The following is an 18,237-nucleotide window of genomic DNA, read 5'->3' as shown; positions in this document are numbered from 1 at the left end:
GCCATGGTAGAAGACCCGGCCGGCGCGCGGGCGGTGCTAGACTTAAACCACCTTTAACCCACGGTTAACAATCGGCAACCAACATGAGCACGATGAACGGGCCGGTGCAGCCGGAAGACCTTGGCTTTTTCAACGTTCTCGCGAACCGCGGCAGCCTCACCGCGGCCGCGCGCGAACTCGGCATCTCGACGGCGGCCGTGAGCCGGCATCTCGCGCAGATGGAGGCGCGCGCCGGCGTGCCGCTCGTCAACCGCACCACGCGCCGCATGAGTCTCACGCCCGAAGGCGAGCTCTACCTGGCCCGCGCGCGCCGCATCCTCGGCGAGATGGAGGAGCTCGCGCAGTTGCTCGGCGACGCGCGAGCCGCGCCCAAAGGCCTGCTGCGCGTGAACGCGACGCTCGGCTTCGGGCGCAGCCACGTCGCGCCCGTCATCGCGCGCTTCGTGCAGCGCTATCCCGAGGTGGACGTGCAACTGCAACTCTCGGTCGATCCGCCGCCCATCAGCGACGATTCCTACGACGTCTGCGTGCGCTTCGGCGAGCCGCCCGACGCGCGGGTCATCGCGCGCCGCATCGCGCCGAACCGGCGGCTGCTCTGCGCGGCGCCCGCGTATCTGCGCGAGCATCGCCTGCCGAAAACGCCGCGCGACCTCGCGCGCCACAACTGCATCGGCATCCGCCAGGGCGACGACGCCTACGGCATCTGGCGGCTCACGAGCGGACGCGGCGCGACGCAAAAGACGGAGGCGGTCCGCGTGCGCGGCAACCTGACCACGAACGACGGCGAAATCGCCGTGAAGTGGGCGCTCGACGGCTACGGCATCCTGATGCGCGCCGAATGGGACATCGTCCAGTACCTGCGCGCGGGGCAGCTCGTGCACGTGCTGCCGGAATACCGGACGCCCGACGCGGACATCTTCGCGGTCTACTCGTCCCAGCACCAGATGACGGCGCGCGTGCGCGCGTTCGTCGAACTGCTCGCGACCTCGCTCGGCACGTCGTAGGCGACGTCGTAGGCGCGTGGCGGGCGGCTCCGGCCACGGACGACGCCGCGTCGGCCGGCAAGGCGTAGCATGAAGACCGCGTCGCGCGAGGCCGGCGCCCCCCGCCACGTCGATCGCCGCCGTCATAAGCATGCGAAAAAAAATCGGTTCCGCGCGGCGCGCCGTCGGGCCAGACTCGATTCCGGCTCGTCGCGTCGGGCCCGCCGGCCATCTTCGGGCCGCGGATTAGGCGGAATTTGGCCGAATCGAACCGGACGGCACCGGCCTGCGCCGCTCGCGCGCACACTCGTCGACAACCCCTTTGCCACGGATACCGTCATGACCACTTCGAATGGCCGCACCGCCGATCATCCCATCGATCGCCAGTTTCTCGACCGCTGGTCGCCCCGCGCGTTCGCCGACACCCCGATCACGGACGAAGCGCTGCGCACGTTTCTCGAAGCCGCGCGCTGGGCGCCGTCGTCCTACAACTCGCAACCCTGGCGGTTCGTCTACGCCCGCCGCGACACCGGGCACTGGACGCAATTTCTCGGCTTCCTGAACGAGTTCAACCAGGGCTGGGCCAGGACGGCCGCGGCCATCGTGATCGTGCTGTCGAAAACGACATTCGTCCCGCCGGGCGGCAAGGACGAAGTGCCGGCCCGGCACCATTCGTTCGACACGGGCGCGGCCTGGGGCTATTTCGCGCTGCAGGCGAGTCTCGCGGGCTGGAAGACGCACGGCCTCGCCGGCATCGAGCACGAGCGGATTCGCCGCGAACTCGCGATTCCCGAGGCCTACGCGATCGAGGCCGGCATCGCGATCGGACGGCTCGGCGACCGCGCCTCGCTACCCGAAGCGTTGCAGGCCCGCGAGCAGCCAAGCCCGCGCCAGCCGATCTCGGCCTTCTCGGCCGAAGGACGGTTCGCGTTCGACGTCTGACGCCGGACGAACCGCGCCGGCAGGCCGAAAGCCGTGCCGGCACATGCCGTCCGCTTGCAAGCCATCTGCTTGCGTGCCGCCTGCCGTCCGTCGCCCGCGGCGCGGCCGGCATCCCGCTCCGGGTCCGGCCGGCCCGCTACGTCGCCATGCCGCTCTACTCGCCCCGCCGACGCACCGTCGTCAAGCCGGCACGCCCGCCGCGGCGCGAAACGTCGATGCCACGTGCCGCGACGGCAGCAGATCGCCCTCGCCCGTCAGCTTGCGGCGCAGCGTGCCCTCGGCATACGCCGTCTTGTAGATGCCGCGATTCTGCAGCTCGGGCACGACGAGTTCGATAAAGTCCTCGTAGCTCTCGGGCACGACGGTGCGGCTCAGGTTGAAGCCGTCCACGCCCGTTTCGTCGACCCACGCCTGCAGCTCGTCGGCCACCTGCGCCGCGCTGCCGACGATGGCCGGATAGCGGCCGCCGAGCTCGAGCATCTGCAGCAGCCGGCGCCGCGTCAGACCGTGCCGCTGCGCCGTGCGCGATACCGACTCGATCGCGTTGCCGCCCGCGTAGTCGATGGGTTCGTCGAGATCGTATTGCGCGTAGTCGATGCCGGTGCCGGCCGCGAAGTGCGCGAGCCCCGCCTCGCGGCTCGCGTAATGCAGGTAGTCCGCGTACTTCTCGCGCGCCTCGCGCTCGCTCGCGCCCGGCACCACGGCCGCGCCGAGGAACACCTTCACGTCGTCGGGCCGACGGCCCGCCTGAACCAGTTGCTCGCGCAGCGTGCGCACCGTCTCGCGCGCGGCCTCGCGGTTCAGCGGCGAAATGAACACGCATTCGGCATGGCGCGCGGCGAAGCGCTGGCCGCGCCCGGAGCTGCCCGCCTGGAACAGCACCGGCGTGCGCTGCGGCGAGGGCTCGGCGAGATGGTAGCCGTCGACGTTGTAGTAGCGCCCCGCGTGGCGGACGCGGTGCACGCGGGCCGGATCGGCGTAGACGCGCGCCGCCCGGTCGCGCAGCACGGCGTCGGCCTCCCAGCTTCCTTCCCAGAGCTTGTAGAGCACCTCGAGATATTCGTCCGCGCGGTCGTAGCGCTCGTCGTGCGGCAGTTGTTCCGCGAGCCCCATCGCGCGCGCGGCGCTGTCGAGATAGCCCGTCACGATGTTCCAGCCGATGCGCCCGCCCGTCAGGTGATCGAGCGTCGAAAAGCGCCGCGCGAGCAGATAGGGCTGCTCGTAGGTCAGGTTGACCGTGACGCCGAAGCCGAGGTGTCCGGTCACGGCGGCCATCGCCGAAACGAGCAGCGTGGGGTCGTTCACGGGGAGCTGGATCGACTCGCGCAGCGTGACGTCGACGTTGCGCTGGTAGACGTCGTAGACGCCGACGATGTCGGCGAGAAAGAGCCCGTCGAACAGGCCGCGCTCGAGCGTGCGCGCGAGGTCGGTCCAGTACGACAGTTGCCGGTAGTCGACGGAACGGTCGCGCGGGTGCGCCCACAGACCGTGATTGATGTGGCCCACGCAGTTCATGTTGAACGCGTTGAGGAGAATCTGCTTTTTCGCCATCGTGAAGCTCCCACGCCGTGTCGGCCGGATCGATCGAACCGTCTATTGGACCAGCCCGCGCGGGCCGCGCCTACCACTGATTTGGAAGTTGCTTATGAGGCGCTGGAAGGAAACTCGCGGCGGAACCGGCCCTTGATCGCGCGGCGGAAACGGCGCCCTTCTCATAAGTTATCCGATAACCGATAATGACAACGAACCCACGACTCACGGGCAGCCCCCGCTGCGCGCGGTGCGTCCCGTCCCGGCAGGAAACCAAGGAGCCTCACGCGTGGCCACTCCGCCCACCTCCCCCGCGCCGCCGCGCCGCGCGCGCAACCTCGCCGGCTTCGTCGTCCAGCACGTGCGCGAGCAGATCGACACCCACGCGCTGCGCCCCGGCGACCAACTGCCGACCGAATCCCAGCTCATGGCCGCGCTCGGCGTGAGCCGCACCGTCGTGCGCGAGGCCATCTCGCAGCTACAGGCGTCGGGAGCCGTCGAAACGCGACACGGCATCGGCAGCTTCGTGCTCGAACCGAAGAGCCGGTCGCTCGATTTCGAGGTGGTCGAGGCCACCACGCTGCGCGACGTCCTCTCGATCCTCGAGCTGCGCATCAGCCTCGAAACCGAATGCGCGGGCCTCGCCGCGCAGCGCGCGAATCCCGACGATCTGGCCCGCATGCGCGCGGCGCTCGACGCCATCGACGCGACCACCCAGACGGGCACCGACAGCGTTTCGCCCGATTTGCAGTTCCATATCGCCGTGGCGCGCGCCACGGGCAACCGCTATTTCGTCGACATCCTCACGCAGATGGGCGCGGCGCTGATTCCGCGCAATCGCCTCAATTCGGCGCGGATCGCGCATGCCGATCCGCGCGCCTACGTCTCGCTCGTGAATCTCGAGCACGAGAGCATTCTTTCGGCCATCGCGCGACACGACGCCGAGGGCGCGCGCGCCGCGATGCGCATGCATCTGTCGAACAGCCGCGAGCGACTGCGCCGCGCGCACGAGCCGGACGACGAAGCCGGGGCCGGCGGGAGGGCCTGAATCGGCGCGACGCAACGCGTCGCCGCGCCGGAGAAAACGAACGCCCGGCGGGCGGGGGCGCCGATGAAGGCCGCCGCCCGGACGATGGCGGCCAGCCGGGCCGCCTTTCATCCGCGCCCGAGCTGGGCGCCGAGAGAGAGGCGCGGCCACGAGACGGCCGGCCCGTCCTCGTTGCAACAACGCACAGGGTATCGAGGCCGGCCGGGCCGGGTAATTCATCCCCGATACCCTGAGATCAGTCATCGCACAACATCCCCGCCAAGCCTGCCCCAAACGGACACGGCATCCGGCTCGCCCCGGTTGCCCAGCCTTTCATGGGATAGCTCGACACCCAGGGGTTAACCCCCTTCTACCTCCGACGTTTCGACGCTACGATGTTGTACGACGACATATCACACCAACGGCGCGACCGTCCCGCTCGCGCCGTCACAAGGAGACAAGCCCGTTGACCACCGCCCCCGCCACGCCCGCCGCCAGCGCCCTCGACACCGCCGCGGCCAAGGTTAACCGGCACGTCATGCCGCTCTTCCTGCTGATGTTCGTTGCGAATTACGTCGATCGCGTCAACCTCGGCTTCGTCAGCAACTATCTGCACACCGACCTCGGCATGGGCGCGGCCGCCTTCGGCCTCGGCAGCGGCCTCTTCTTCGTGAGCTACGCGATCTTCGAGGTGCCCTCCAACCTGCTGATGGTCAAGGTCGGCGCGCGCGCCTGGCTCACCCGCATCATGTTCACCTGGGGCATCGTCGCCGCCGCGATGGCCTTCACGCGCGGCGAGACCTCGTTCTACGTGCTGCGCTTTCTGCTCGGCGTGGCCGAAGCGGGCTTCTTCCCCGGCGTCGTCTACTACTTCACGCAGTGGCTGCCGCAGCGCGAGCGCGGCAAGGCCATCGCCGTCTTCCTCGGCGGCTCGGCGCTCGCCTCGGTCGTCTGCGGCCCGATCACGGGCGCGCTGCTGTCGGTAAGCGGGCTCGGCCTGCACGGCTGGCAGTGGATGTTTCTGATCGAAGGGCTCTTCTCGATCGCGCTGTGCGTGGCGAGCTGGGTGCTCGTCAAGTCGCATCCGCGCGACGCCGCCTGGCTCACCGACGCCGAAAAGGACGCGCTCGAAACGATGGTCGCAACCGAGCAGGCCGAGCGCGAGGCCGCGGCCGGCACGCGCCTGCCGCTCGGCACGCTGCTGCGCGATCCGCAAATCCTGCTGTTCTGCTTCCTCTACTTCGCGATCCAGCTCACCATCTACGCGGCCACGTTCTGGCTGCCGACCATCATCCGCCGCATGGGCGGACTCACCGACTTCGAGGTGGGGCTCTACAACGCCATTCCGTGGCTCATCGCGATGCTCGCGATGTACGGCTTCGCGCTGCTCTCAACCCGCTGGCGCTTCCAGCAGGGCTGGCTCGCCACCGCGCTCGTGATCGCAGCCATCGGGCTCTTCGCGTCCACGTCCGCGAGCCCGGTATTCTCGTTCGTCGCGATCTGCTTCTCGGCGCTGGGCTTCAAGGCCGCGGCCTCGCTGTTCTGGCCGATTCCGCAGGGCTATCTCGACGCGCGCGTGGCGGCCGGCGTGATCGCGCTCATCAATTCGCTCGGCAACCTGGGCGGCTTCTTCGCGCCCGCGGCGTTCGGCTATCTGCAGCAGCGCACCGGCTCGATTTCGGGCGGACTCTACGGCCTCGCCGTCGCCTCGCTGATCGCAGCCGCCGCCGCGTTCCTGACGAAGAACCAGCGCACGAATCGCCCGTGGACGCCGCACCCCGAACAGCACAAGGCGCTCTGAGCACGCCGGACACAAGAACAGGACATACCGACCATGCAGACTCCAGCGACGCAGGACTACCTCGTCATCGTATCGAACGCGGCGGACGGCGACCTCTCGACGTTCCGGCTCGACGCGGCCAACGCGCGCCTCGCGCCGCTCGGCCGGCAGCCGGCGGGCGAAGCCGTGATGCCGCTCGCGCGGCCGGGCGCGCTGGGCGCAGCCGATACGCGTGTGCTTTATGCGGCTACGCGCGGCGCACAGCCGAGCCTCATCGAATTCTCGCTGGACGCGCTGAACGGACGCCTCGAACGCCGGCACGCCGTTTCGATCGACGCGAGCTTCGCCTACCTGGCGACGGACGGCGCGGGCCGGCTGCTGTTCGGCGCCTCGTACGGCGAAAACCTGCTCGGCGTGTACAGCGTCGAGCGGCTGCGCGCCGGCGACGGCACGCCGCTGCAGGTAATCCCCGAGATCCCGCATGCGCATGCCGTGATCGTCTCGCCCGACGACCGCTACGCCTACGTCTCGTCGCTGGGCAGCGACAAGGTGCTGGCCTGCGCCATCGACGCCGCGCACCACGACGCGCCGCTACGCGTCATCGGCACGCTCGCGCTGCCGGCCGGCTTCGGGCCGCGCCATCTGCGCCTGTCCCCGTGCGGCGGATGGCTCTACGTGCTGAGCGAGTTCCGCTCGGTCGTCGCCGCGTTCCGGCGCGACAGCGCAAGCGGCGCGCTCGAACCCGCGCGGATCAGCGAACGCGCGAGCGTGCTCGCCGAACTCGTCGACGGCTACGCCCGCCCGCACTTCTCCGCCCCGGTGCAGCCCGACCCGAAGACGCTGGCCACACTGATCTGGGCCGCCGACATCCATGTGCGCCCCGACGGCCGCTTCGTCTACACGTCCGAGCGCACGTCGAGCCGCCTGCTCGTCTGGCGCGTCGACGACGACGGCAGCCTCCGCTACGCCGGCTTCGCCTCCACCGAGACCCAGCCGCGCGGCTTTCGCATCACGCCCGACGGGCGCTTTCTCGTCGCCTGCGGCGAGCGCTCCACGCAGGTCGCGCTCTACGCCGTCGACGGTCCGTCCGGCGCGCTCGAGCGCCTGGGCCACGGCGAAGGCGGGCACGGCGCCAACTGGGTCGAGATCGTCCCGCTGTCGGCCCGGCCCGCCGCTTCCTGAGCCTGCTCCGTCCGCCGCTTTCGACGCCCTGGACCCTTTCGACGCACCCCCTTCCCTCCCAACCCGAACCCGATTCGCCATGCCCACGAACCTCCCCCGCCCCGCCGACACGCCGACGCTCACCGAGCTGCGCGTCGTGCCCGTCGCGGGCCGCGACAGCATGCTGCTCAACCTGAGCGGCGCGCACGGCCCGTTCTTCACCCGCAACGTCGTCCTGCTGCGCGACAGCGCCGGCCGCACGGGCATCGGCGAAGTCCCCGGCGGCGAAGCCATCCGGCAGACGCTCGAGGACGCCCGCCCGCTCCTGGTCGGCCAGCCGCTCGGCCGCTTCCGCGCCGTGCTCAACGCCGTGCGCACGCACTTCGCCGACCGCGACGCCGGCGGCCGCGGCCTGCAGACCTTCGACCTGCGCACGACCATCCACGCCGTCACCGCGCTCGAGGCCGCGCTGCTCGACCTGCTCGGGCAGCACCTCGGCGTGCCCGTGGCCGCGCTGCTCGGCGAAGGCCAGCAGCGCGACGAGGTGCAGATGCTCGGCTATCTCTTCTACGTCGGCGACCGGCGCAAGACCGACCTGCCCTACGCCGACGGCGCCGACGCCACCGACGACTGGACCCGCCTGCGCCACGAGCCGGCGCTCACGCCCGAGGCTGTCGTGCGGCTCGCCGAAGCGGCCCACGCGCGCTACGGCTTCGCCGACTTCAAGCTCAAGGGCGGCGTGCTGGCAGGCGAGGCCGAGATCGAGGCCGTCGCCGCGCTGGCCGAGCGCTTCCCCGAGGCGCGCATCACGCTCGACCCGAACGGCGCCTGGTCGCTCGCCGAAGCGGTCCGGCTGTGCCGCGACCGGCACGACGTGCTGGCCTACGCCGAGGACCCGTGCGGCGCCGAGAACGGCTACTCGGGCCGCGAGGTGATGGCCGAGTTCCGCCGCGCCACGGGCCTGCCGACGGCCACCAACATGATCGCCACGGACTGGCGGCAGATGGGCCACGCGATCCAGCTCCAGGCCGTCGACATCCCGCTCGCCGACCCGCACTTCTGGACCCTGCAGGGCTCGGTGCGCGTCGCGCAGATGTGCAACGACTGGGGCCTCACCTGGGGCTCGCATTCGAACAACCACTTCGACATCTCGCTCGCGATGTTCACGCACGTCGCCGCGGCCGCCCCGGGCCGCATCACGGCCATCGACACGCACTGGATCTGGCAGGACGGCCAGCGCCTCACGCGCGAGCCGCTGAAGATCGCGGACGGCAAGGTCCGCGTGCCCGAGCGCCCGGGCCTCGGCATCGAGATCGACATGGACGCGCTCGAAGCCGCCCACGCGCTCTATCGCGAGCACGGCCTCGGCGCCCGCGACGACGCCATCGCCATGCAATCCCTGATTCCCGGCTGGCGCTTCGACAACAAGCGGCCGTGCCTCGTGCGCTAAGCGCGCCCGCCCCGGCCAGACCCGACCGATTCGACCGTTTTCACCCGATCACTCAAGGACGACTCATGACCACGCCCCAGGACCTCAAGCGGATCATCTCCGATGGCCTGCTCTCCTTCCCGCTCACCGATTTCGACGCGCACGGCGAATTCAACCCGCGCAGCTATGCCGGGCGCCTCGAATGGCTCGCCCCCTACGGCGCCTCCGCGCTCTTCGCCGCCGGCGGCACCGGCGAGTTCTTCTCGCTCACCCGCGAGGACTACTCCAGCGTCATCCGCACCGCCACCGAGGTCTGCCGCGGCAAGGTTCCCATCATCGCCGGCGCGGGCGGCCCCACGCGCGTCGCCATCCAGTTCGCCCAGGAAGCCCGGCGCCTCGGCGCGAGCGGCATCCTCCTGATGCCCCACTACCTCACCGAGGCGCCCCAGGACGGGATCGCAGAACACGTGCGCCAGGTCTGCCGCGCCATTCCCGACACCGGCGTCATCGTCTACAACCGCGCCAACTCGAAGCTCAACGCCGCCACGCTCGAAACCCTCGCCGACGACTGCCCGAACCTCATCGGCTTCAAGGACGGCGTCGGCGAGATCGAGGCCATGGTCGTCGTGCGCCGGCGCCTCGGCGAGCGCTTCGCCTATCTCGGCGGCCTGCCCACCGCCGAGGTCTATGCCGCGGCCTACCGGGCGCTCGGCGTGCCCGTCTACTCGTCGGCCGTCTTCAACTTCATCCCGAAGACCGCCATGGACTTCTACCGCGCCATCGCCTCCGACGATCACGCGAGCGTCGGCGCGCTGCTCGACGCGTTCTTCCTGCCGTATCTGGAGCTCCGCAACCGCAAGGCCGGCTACGCGGTGAGCATCGTCAAGGCCGGGGCGAAGCTCGTCGGCCGCGACGCGGGCCCCGTGCGCGCGCCGCTCGTCGATCTCTCCGGCGACGAGCTCGAGCAGCTTCACGCGCTCATCAGGAAGCTCGGGCCGCAGTAACGCGCGACGGCGCGCGGGGGCGAACGGCCGACCGATGCCGCTTCGCCCCCGCCGCGGGCCATCCGCGAGGCCGCATAAAAAAGATCAGGAGACGACGATGAACGATTCCGATGCCGGCACGCCGCTCGATGCCCGGCACGACGCGGCCGCGCGCATCGAAGCGACCGCCGGCGAGGACGCGCTTTACGCGCGAATCACGCGCCGGCTAATGCCGCTCCTGCTGACCGCCTTTTGCATCGCCTACCTCGACCGCATCAACGTCGGCCTCGCCAGGCTCCAGATGTCGGCCGACCTCGGTTTCAGCGAAACCGTCTACGGTTTCAGCGCCGGCATTTTCTATCTGGCCTACGTGATTTTCGAGGTGCCGAGCAATCTGCTCCTGCATCGCGTGGGCGCGCGCCGCTGGATCGCGCGCATCGCCGTCTCGTGGGGCGTCGTGTCGATGGGCATGCTGTTCGCGCGCACGCCGGTCTCGTTCTACACGCTGCGTCTGTTGCTCGGCGCGGCCGAATGCGGGCTCTTTCCCGGCATCATCCTCTACCTGACCTACTGGTATCCGGCCCGCCGGCGCGGCCGCATGGTCGCGATCTTCATGGCCGCGCTGCCGGTCTCGGGGCTCGTCGGCGGCCCGCTGTCGGGCTGGATCATGCAGGCGCTCTCGGGCGCGGCGGGCCTGCGCGGCTGGCAATGGCTGTTCTTTCTCGAAGGCGTGCCCGCCATCGCGATCGGCGTGGCGATCTGGTTCCTGCTGCCCGACCGCGTCGACGACGTCCGCTGGCTGGACGCCGCGCAAAAGCGCATCGTGCGCGAGCACATCGGCCGCGAGGATCGGGCAAAGCCGACCGCCGAATTGCGCGCCGTGTTCGCGAACGGCCGGATCTGGCTGATGAGCCTGATGCTGTTCGCGTTTGCGACGGGCAACATGGGCATCAGCTTCTGGCTGCCGACGCTGATCCAGCGCTCGGGCGGCCAGGGCGTGCTGAACGTGGGCCTGCTCTCGGCCATTCCGTATGCGTTCGCCGCGCTCGCCATGGTCCTGCTGGCGACGAACTCGGACCGCACGCGCGAGCGGCGCTGGCACCTGGCCGTGCCGGCCGTCGCGGGCGCGGCGCTGCTCGCGCTCAGCACGCGCTGGAGCCACGATACGACGGCCACCATCGTCGTGATGACGGCCGCCTCGATGTGCGTGTTCGCCGTGGCGCCGCTGCTCTGGGCCCAGCCGACCGCGCTGCTGAGCGGCGAGGCCGCCGCGGCCGGCATCGCGATGATCAGCTCGATCGGCAACCTGGCCGGCCTCTTCTCGCCGACGCTGTTTGGCTATCTGACCGAACACACGCACAGCACGGCGGCCGGCATGTATCTGCTGGCGGGCTTCATGGTGCTGGGCGGCCTGCTCGCGCTCGCGACGCCGGCACGACTCGTTAACCGGTAACGCGCCAATAATCCGGCAAGGCGACGGGCGAGCAACCGGCCGGCAGTCGGCAATTCGGCAGGCAACCCGCAGACAACCCGGCGGGCAGTCGAGCGGCCCCGGCGTCCGCCCGCGCGCTCACTGCGGCACGGCGCCCCGTCCCGCGAACATCTCTGCCGCCGCCTCGCGCAGCGCCGCGGCGAACATCCGGCAGGCCGGCCGCTCGCGGCCCTGCGTGCGCATCAGCATCGCGACGGGCGGCAGCGTCCAGTCGAACGAATACGGCACGACGGCCACGCCCGAGAAGCGCACGAGTTCCTCGGCGATGTCCGCGGGCACGACCGAGACGGCCCGCTCGCTCGCGACGATCAGCTCGCCGATCAGCTTCGACGAATAGCTCTCGACGACAGGCGTGGGCGGCACGACGCCCGCCGCGAGGAAGATGTCGCTGACCTGCTCGCGCATCGGCGTGTTCGGCGCGCCGAGAATCCAGTCCAGATCGGTGAGCTTGCGCCAGTCGAGCCCCGTGCGGGCGAGCCGCGCCGCGAGCCGGCGGCTCGCGATCAGCCGCGGCTGCTGACGGTAGAGCACCTCGAGCGTCACGCCTTCGAGCGACGTCGCCGCCGAGGCGCGCGCCACGACGAGGTCGAGCGTGTGGTCGCGCAACTGGCGCATGAGCTGGTCGCTCGTGTCCTCGTGCATCGCCACCGTCAGCGCGCGGCCGCCCTCGGGCCGCACGCGGTGGATGGCCGCCGAAAGCATCTGCCCGGAGACGAACGGAATCACGCCCACGTGCAGATGCGCCGCGTAGCCCGCCGCGACCGCCTCCATGTCGCGCACGAGGTGGTTCAAATCGTGCGTCATCGCCTCGGCGCGGGTCAGCACGACCTGGCCGAGTTCGGTCGGCGTCATCCCGCGCGGCGAGCGCTCGAAGAGCGGCGCGCCGAACATGGCCTCGAGTTCGGCGAGCGCATTGGTCACGGCCGGCTGGCTGCTCGCCATCTGCTCGGCCGCGCGCGTGAGCGAGCCGTGCTGCCGGATCTGCAGCAGCAACAGCAGATGGCGCATCTTCAGGCGCGTGCCGAGCCGCCGGATTACCTCGCTGGAATCGAACGTCGCCATGAAAGAACCGTAAGGAATGAGGGGGCGACAGAAGGTATAAGAAAAACCTGATGCCACCATATCAATCCCGAATATTACCGGCATTGTGGACGTCTAGACTGGTCTCCGCTTCCTCAAAACGTCCAAGGAGACAGCTCATGAACTCGTCCGACCGGCAAGCCGCACTCGACTACCACGAATTCCCCGTCCCGGGCAAAACCGCGGTCACGGCGACCAAACCCCTCGTCACCCAGCGCGACCTCGCGCTCGCCTACACGCCCGGCGTCGCCGTGGCCTGCGAGGAAATCGCCTCGAACGAGCTCAACGCGTTCCGCTACACGGGCCGCGGCAACCTCGTCGGCGTCATCACGAACGGCACGGCCGTGCTCGGCCTCGGCAACATCGGCCCGGTCGCCTCGAAGCCCGTGATGGAAGGCAAGGCGGTGCTGTTCAAGAAGTTCGCCGGCATCGACGTGTTCGACATCGAGATCAACGAGACCGACCCGGACAAGCTCGTCGATATCATCGCCGGGCTCGAGCCGACCTTCGGCGGCATCAACCTCGAGGACATCAAGGCGCCCGAGTGCTTCACGGTCGAGCGCAAGCTGCGCGAGCGCCTGAGCATCCCGGTGTTCCACGACGACCAGCACGGCACCGCGATCACGGTCTGCGCGGCCTTCATCAACGGGCTGAAGGTGGTCGGCAAGAAGATTTCGGAAATCAAGGTCGTCACCTCGGGCGCGGGCGCGGCGGCGCTCGCCTGTCTCGACCTGATGGTGGAACTGGGCCTGCCGCTCCGGAACATCTGGGCCACCGACATCGAAGGCGTGGTCTACGAAGGCCGCCAGACGCTGATGGACCCGCACAAGGCCCGCTTCGCGCAGCCGACCCACGCGCGCCGCCTCGATGAAGTGATCGAGGGCGCCGACGTGTTCCTCGGCCTCTCGGCCGGCGGCGTGCTCAAACCGGCAATGGTCGCGAAGATGGCAGCCCGCCCGCTCATCCTCGCGCTCGCGAACCCGACGCCCGAAATCCTGCCCGCCGAGGTGCGCGCGGTACGCGACGACGCCGTGATCGCGACGGGCCGCTCCGACTACCCGAACCAGGTCAACAACGTCCTGTGCTTCCCGTACATCTTCCGCGGCGCGCTCGACGTCGGCGCGAAGGCCATCACGCCCGCCATGGAAAAGGCGGCCGTCTACGCCATCGCCGCGCTTGCCGAGGAGGAGCAAAGCGACGTGGTCGCGGCCGCCTACGGCAGCTACGGCGCGTCGTTCGGCCCCGAGTACCTGATTCCGAAGCCGTTCGACCCGCGCCTCATCGTGCGCATCGCGCCGGCCGTCGCGAAGGCCGCCATGGAAAGCGGCGCGGCCACGCGGCCGATCGCCGATATCGACAGCTACATCGAGCAGCTCCAGCAGTTCGTCTACCGCTCGGGCAGCTTCATGAAGCCGCTCTTCGCGGCGGCCAAGCAGTTCGTGCGCAACGGCGGCAAGTCGCGCATCGTCTTCACCGAGGGCGAGGAAGAGCGCGTGCTGCGCGCGGTGCAGGTGATCGTCGACGAGAAGCTCGCGCACCCGATCCTGATCGGCCGGCCCGAAGTGCTGCTCGCGCGCATCGAAAAGTTCGGCCTGCGCCTGAAGCTCGGGCAGGACGTGGAAGTGACGAACCCCGAATACGACGAACGCTTCCACCAGTACTGGACGACCTACTGGGAGCTGATGTGCCGCGACGGCATCTCCAAGGAGATGGCGCGCGTGGAGATGCGCCGGCGGCTCACGCTGATCGGCGCGATGATGGTGCGGCTCGGCGACGCCGACGGCATGGTCTGCGGCACCGTGGGCGCCTACCACGACCACCTGCGCTTCATCGACGAGGTCATCGGCCGCCAGCCGGACGCGCAGACCTACGCGGCGATGAACATCCTGCTGCTCGAGGACCGCACCGTCGCGCTCGTCGATACGCACGTCAACGACGACCCGAGCGCCGAGCAGATCGCCGAGTTCACGGTCGCCGCCGCGAAGCGCATGACGAAGCTCGATCTCGTGCCGAAGGTCGCGCTGCTCTCGCGCTCGAACTTCGGTTCGGCCAGCTCGGCCTCGGGCCCGAAGATGCGCCGCGCGCTCGCGCTCGTCAACGCGCTCGCGCCCGAGCTCGAAGTGGACGGCGAGATGCACGGCGACTGCGCGCTCGACGAGACGCTGCGCGCGCGCACGCTGCCGACCTCGAAGCTCAAGGGCGCAGCGAACCTGCTCGTGTGCCCGAACGTGGACTCCGGCAACATCGCCTACAACCTGCTGAAGACGGCGGCCGGCAGCAACGTGGCGGTCGGGCCGTTCCTGCTCGGCGCGAACGCGCCCGTCCACATCCTCACGTCGAGTTCCACGGTGCGCCGCATCATCAACATGGCCGCGCTGACCGTGATCGACGCCAACCGGGACTAAACGCCGGCCCACGGCAGGCCGGGCCGGCCTTCGCGCCGTCCCGGCCTGCCGTGCGAATCCGCGCCATTACCGCGAATTCGCATAAGCATATTTCCAATTGCCATTTATCGGCCCGGGCTGCCGAACGGTAGACTACCGGCGCATCGCTCTACCGCATCCCCGCCCGTCAGGCCGTTTCCCGCAGACACGACTGGTCCGCACGACGCCGGATGGGCTTGCCTTTTTCCGGAAAAACCCAGCGTTCGAGACCAACAGATGACGAGCCGTTTCTCTCCCTCCCTTTTCCGACGCGCAGCCGGCGCCCTCGCGCTGTGCGGCGCCGCCCTCTTCGCCGGCACGGCGCAGGCCGAAGGCACCATCAGCATCGCCCAGCAGTTCGGGATCGGCTACCTGATCCTCGACGTCGTGAAGGACCAGCACCTGATCGAGAAATACGGCAAGCAGGAAGGCCTCGACATCAAGGTGGACTGGCGCACCATCTCGGGCGCGACCGGCATGAACGAGGCGCTGCTCGCCGGCTCGCTCGACGTGGTGTCGGCCGGCGTGCCGCCGATGCTGACCGTCTGGGACCGCACGTGGGGCCACCAGAACGTCAAGGCCATCGCCTCGCTCGGCTCGATGCCCAACTATCTGCTGACCAACAACCCGAACATCCACACGCTCAAGGACTTCACCAACAAGGACCGGATCGCCGTGCCCGCCGCCGGCGTGGGCTTCCAGTCGCGCACGCTGCAGATCGAGACCGCCCGCGTGTTCGGCGACAAGGACTACGCGCGCTTCGACGACATCTCGGTGAGCCTGCCCCACCCCGACGCGGCCGTCGCGCTGATCGCCGGCCACTCGGTCATCGACGCGCACTACTCGAGCCCGCCGTTCCAGTACCAGGAGCTGGAACACCCGGACGTCCACAAGGTTCTGAGTTCCTACGACACGCTGGGCGGCCCGGCGACGTTCAACGTGCTCTACACGACGCAGAAGTTCCACGACGAGAACCCGAAGACCTACCGCGCGTTCTATGAGGCGCTCACCGAGGCGGCCCGCATCATCAACGCGGACAAGAACGCCGCCGCGGCCACCTACATCCGCGTCGAGCATTCGAGCCTGCCGCTGCCGTTCGTGGAGAAGATCGTCAACGATCCCGAGATCACGTTCACGGTCTCGCCGCAACGCAGCTTCGTCTACGCGAGCGAGCTCTACCGGCTCGGCGTGCTCAAGCACAAGGCGGCGTCGTGGAAGGACTACTTCTTCCCCGAGGCCTACGCGACGCCGGGTAGTTGAGGGCGCCGGTCCGTCCGCACGCGGGCGGCGTAGTTACGACGCCCGCGCGCGGCGGAAGAACGAACAAGCCCGCGCGCTCGCCCCCCGGCTCGGGCGCGGCGGACGCCATGACCCGCCGCGCTGCCGGCAATGCGCAGCGCGCGGTCCGTCGTGCTGTCGGGCTCCGGTGCCGTTACGCCCTCTAGCTCATACCCGCCGAAGAACCCCGCTTCACGTCGGTACGCCGCCCCGCTCGTACCATTCGTCGATAGACTCCACGGCCCGGTGCTCGACCATGCTGAGCGCCATCAGTATGTCGATTTTCGTCTTCGGAATCGTCAGCTCGATACCGGGCAACGTCTCCTTCCCGGCTTTCTCGCCGACACCCTCGATCGTGGCGCGGCACAGCCACTGAAAACCGGTATCGTCCGGCACCACGTCCACGTCCACGAGAAAGCCTCGATGCTCGATTGACATAACCCCTCCTCCAGATACGCGACGAAATATTGAATGGCGTTTCCCGCCGTTCGCTGCGGTGGGAATTGGGGAATATCGTAGCATCCGGACGGTCGTGGGGAGCCGGGGACTTCATTGCCGAATGGAGCAAACCAGCATGACTCCAGTCGGCCGGCATGTCCGGGACGATGTCGTTCTCGTTCTTGCACAGCCAGACCGGCACTTTATCGAGAAGCGCGACGATTTCGGCGCCCCGGTCTTGTCGCCGGACGCGGAAAAGATGCCGGCACAATGACGCGATATACTCCGTCGCTTGGGTCATTGCCTTACGAATACCGTCTAAAATGAAAGATACAAATCCGACCAATCCAGTCCGCATACACGTGATTATTCCGACGCTCGGCATTCGGGAAACCCTTGTGGATGTTATCGCGTCCCTGGAAAAATTCGCCGGGAAACATCCAGATGCCGAAGTTCACGTCATCGTATCGTTCAACACAAAGCCGGCGTTTGGGCGAAAGATCTACCTGTCCGAGCCCTATAACCGGTTTCAAAACTTCAGCATCCGGGAAATTGCGCCGCCATCGTATGAGCCCACGTCAGAGCATCATCTGCTTTGGTGCCTGAAGTGGTACAAGGAAAACATTGGCGATGAGAACGCCATCGTTTGGCCTGTCACCGATTACGACCCGCTCATCGAGGCAGGGTTTGATGCGGTGGTTGATTTTCTGAAGACCAGCAGTCCGGATCTGTTCTACGTCAATAACCTGTGGGCCGATGTGCAGGGCGAACTACTGCCCTCGCCGGCCTTCCGAACCAATCAGTTGATCTGGCACGGCGACGCTTCGTACTTCTTCCGTGCCTTGGGCTTCGAACACGCGACCTCGAATATCGGCGGCTTCTTCCTGCGGGGGGGCTTCATTTCGGACAAGGTGATCTCGATGTTCGAGAACACACTCAAGCGAGCCGAGCAGTGCGCGCATGCGTGGTGGATGCTCGAGGCGGGCATGTCGACAAAAGCGTTCTATTTCGTCTCCACCCCGATCGTGATGAACAAGTTCAATGTTCACCACTTCGACGAATCGCCCACCTGGAAGGAAAATGCGGATCGCGGTGGGAATCCGTCGCAATACGACTGGACGATTGGCTTCCTGAAGCACCTTGCCTATTACGTCGAGTCAGGCCAGATGACCTACAAGGATCTGCGCACAGCCATGATCAGTGAGCCACAGCGTGGCATCCTCCCCTTCCTTGACGACATTCTGCGACGTCTGTTCGTGCAGGCGAAGTTTGCCCTGCGCCGGCCTGGCGAACGCTTTGACGCCGATAGTATCGAGTTGATCAAACGGGTCTGGAGCAACGTGTATCCGCTGCGCATGCCGATGATCAACTTCCTGTGCGATGTGCTCGACAAGCGCAACGAAGATCAGATCAAGCGTCTGAAGTCCTACAAGTTCGCGATCCGGTTCAAGTCGATCGAAGAAGATCAAGGGATTTTTTCTATCCTGTTTCGCAACGCAGCTTACGGCTATTACTACTTCGAGCATAATTCGGGCTTCGTCGCGATGCTAGAGCGTGTTAGGCACTTTCGTTCAAACCTGGTAATCTGGCGGAATGCCAGAACGCAAGCCATACCCCACGGACGTTTCGGACGAGGAATGGAGCTTCGCCGCTCCCTATCTGGTCTTGATGAACGAAGACGCGCCGCAGCG

The 18,237-nt window shown here is 68.1% G+C and carries 17 protein-coding genes; 12 read left to right on the top strand and 5 right to left on the bottom strand.

Features of this window, described 5'->3' with window-relative positions:
- The first annotated feature begins 92 nt into the window (after nucleotides 1-92).
- Together CY652_RS03750 and CY652_RS03745 are read left to right on the top strand one after the other, a co-directional pair.
- Nucleotides 93-1,004 carry a LysR substrate-binding domain-containing protein gene (locus tag CY652_RS03750; RefSeq protein ID WP_102129617.1) on the top strand — a complete coding sequence of 304 codons (912 nt, stop codon included), beginning with the start codon at nucleotides 93-95 and terminating at the stop codon, nucleotides 1,002-1,004.
- Nucleotides 1,005-1,322: 318 nt separating this feature from the next.
- Entirely contained in the window at nucleotides 1,323-1,925 is a 603-nt protein-coding gene (locus tag CY652_RS03745) for a nitroreductase family protein (RefSeq protein ID WP_102129372.1), read from the top strand.
- A gap of 180 nt (nucleotides 1,926-2,105) precedes the next feature.
- On the opposite strand, the gene CY652_RS03740 is transcribed toward CY652_RS03745, so the two are convergent.
- Entirely contained in the window at nucleotides 2,106-3,476 is a 1,371-nt protein-coding gene (locus CY652_RS03740) for an LLM class flavin-dependent oxidoreductase (RefSeq protein ID WP_102129371.1), read from the bottom strand.
- Between the two features lie 268 nt (nucleotides 3,477-3,744).
- On the opposite strand from CY652_RS03740, the gene CY652_RS03735 reads away from it, so the two are divergent.
- The 6 genes from CY652_RS03735 to CY652_RS03710 all read left to right on the top strand — a co-directional run bounded on the left by CY652_RS03735 (nucleotide 3,745) and on the right by CY652_RS03710 (nucleotide 11,288).
- A complete protein-coding gene (locus CY652_RS03735; RefSeq protein ID WP_102129370.1) occupies nucleotides 3,745-4,503 on the top strand; it encodes a FadR/GntR family transcriptional regulator in 759 nt (252 codons plus the stop codon).
- Between the two features lie 517 nt (nucleotides 4,504-5,020).
- Nucleotides 5,021-6,283: an MFS transporter gene (locus tag CY652_RS03730; RefSeq protein WP_102129369.1), complete on the top strand. Its 1,263-nt coding sequence runs from the start codon at nucleotides 5,021-5,023 to the stop codon at nucleotides 6,281-6,283.
- Between the two features lie 33 nt (nucleotides 6,284-6,316).
- Nucleotides 6,317-7,444, top strand: a complete 1,128-nt coding sequence (locus CY652_RS03725) for a lactonase family protein (RefSeq protein WP_102129368.1) — start codon at nucleotides 6,317-6,319, stop codon at nucleotides 7,442-7,444.
- Nucleotides 7,445-7,523: 79 nt separating this feature from the next.
- On the top strand, nucleotides 7,524-8,873 hold the full coding sequence (gene gudD, locus CY652_RS03720; RefSeq protein WP_102129367.1) for a glucarate dehydratase: 1,350 nt from the start codon (nucleotides 7,524-7,526) through the stop codon (nucleotides 8,871-8,873).
- Nucleotides 8,874-8,938: 65 nt separating this feature from the next.
- A complete protein-coding gene (kdgD, locus tag CY652_RS03715) occupies nucleotides 8,939-9,856 on the top strand; it encodes a 5-dehydro-4-deoxyglucarate dehydratase (protein ID WP_102129366.1) in 918 nt (305 codons plus the stop codon).
- Nucleotides 9,857-9,953: 97 nt separating this feature from the next.
- Nucleotides 9,954-11,288: an MFS transporter gene (locus CY652_RS03710; protein ID WP_102129365.1), complete on the top strand. Its 1,335-nt coding sequence runs from the start codon at nucleotides 9,954-9,956 to the stop codon at nucleotides 11,286-11,288.
- A 117-nt stretch (nucleotides 11,289-11,405) separates the two neighbouring features.
- Here CY652_RS03710 and CY652_RS03705 read toward each other — a convergent pair whose 3' ends face one another.
- A complete protein-coding gene (locus CY652_RS03705; RefSeq protein WP_102129364.1) occupies nucleotides 11,406-12,389 on the bottom strand; it encodes a LysR substrate-binding domain-containing protein in 984 nt (327 codons plus the stop codon).
- A 137-nt stretch (nucleotides 12,390-12,526) separates the two neighbouring features.
- Between CY652_RS03705 and CY652_RS03700 the strand changes: the two genes are divergently transcribed.
- Both CY652_RS03700 and CY652_RS03695 read left to right on the top strand, forming a co-directional pair.
- Entirely contained in the window at nucleotides 12,527-14,812 is a 2,286-nt protein-coding gene (locus CY652_RS03700; RefSeq protein ID WP_102129363.1) for an NADP-dependent malic enzyme, read from the top strand.
- Nucleotides 14,813-15,067: 255 nt separating this feature from the next.
- On the top strand, nucleotides 15,068-16,090 hold the full coding sequence (locus CY652_RS03695; protein WP_102129362.1) for an ABC transporter substrate-binding protein: 1,023 nt from the start codon (nucleotides 15,068-15,070) through the stop codon (nucleotides 16,088-16,090).
- A gap of 210 nt (nucleotides 16,091-16,300) precedes the next feature.
- On the opposite strand, the gene CY652_RS03690 is transcribed toward CY652_RS03695, so the two are convergent.
- On the bottom strand, nucleotides 16,301-16,546 hold the full coding sequence (locus CY652_RS03690; protein ID WP_102129361.1) for a hypothetical protein: 246 nt from the start codon (nucleotides 16,544-16,546) through the stop codon (nucleotides 16,301-16,303).
- Between the two features lie 136 nt (nucleotides 16,547-16,682).
- Between CY652_RS03690 and CY652_RS24360 the strand changes: the two genes are divergently transcribed.
- A complete protein-coding gene (locus tag CY652_RS24360; protein WP_180970399.1) occupies nucleotides 16,683-16,820 on the top strand; it encodes a hypothetical protein in 138 nt (45 codons plus the stop codon).
- Nucleotides 16,821-17,316: 496 nt separating this feature from the next.
- Here the strand turns inward: CY652_RS24360 and CY652_RS23800 are convergent, their stop codons facing one another.
- Both CY652_RS23800 and CY652_RS23795 read right to left on the bottom strand, forming a co-directional pair.
- A complete protein-coding gene (locus CY652_RS23800) occupies nucleotides 17,317-17,685 on the bottom strand; it encodes a hypothetical protein (protein ID WP_146010022.1) in 369 nt (122 codons plus the stop codon).
- 18 nt (nucleotides 17,686-17,703) lie between these two features.
- The gene (locus CY652_RS23795) at nucleotides 17,704-18,072 is read right to left on the bottom strand and encodes a hypothetical protein (RefSeq protein ID WP_146010021.1); all 369 of its coding nucleotides are present in this window, start codon (nucleotides 18,070-18,072) and stop codon (nucleotides 17,704-17,706) included.
- Nucleotides 18,073-18,139: 67 nt separating this feature from the next.
- Here CY652_RS23795 and CY652_RS03685 point away from each other — a divergent pair.
- On the top strand, nucleotides 18,140-18,237 hold a 98-nt coding region (locus CY652_RS03685), incomplete at its 3' end, for a transposase (RefSeq protein ID WP_374703624.1).

The sequence above is a fragment of the Burkholderia sp. WAC0059 genome (assembly GCF_002870125.1).
Taxonomy (GTDB): domain Bacteria; phylum Pseudomonadota; class Gammaproteobacteria; order Burkholderiales; family Burkholderiaceae; genus Paraburkholderia.
This window is presented reverse-complemented; position numbering and strand designations above follow the sequence as displayed.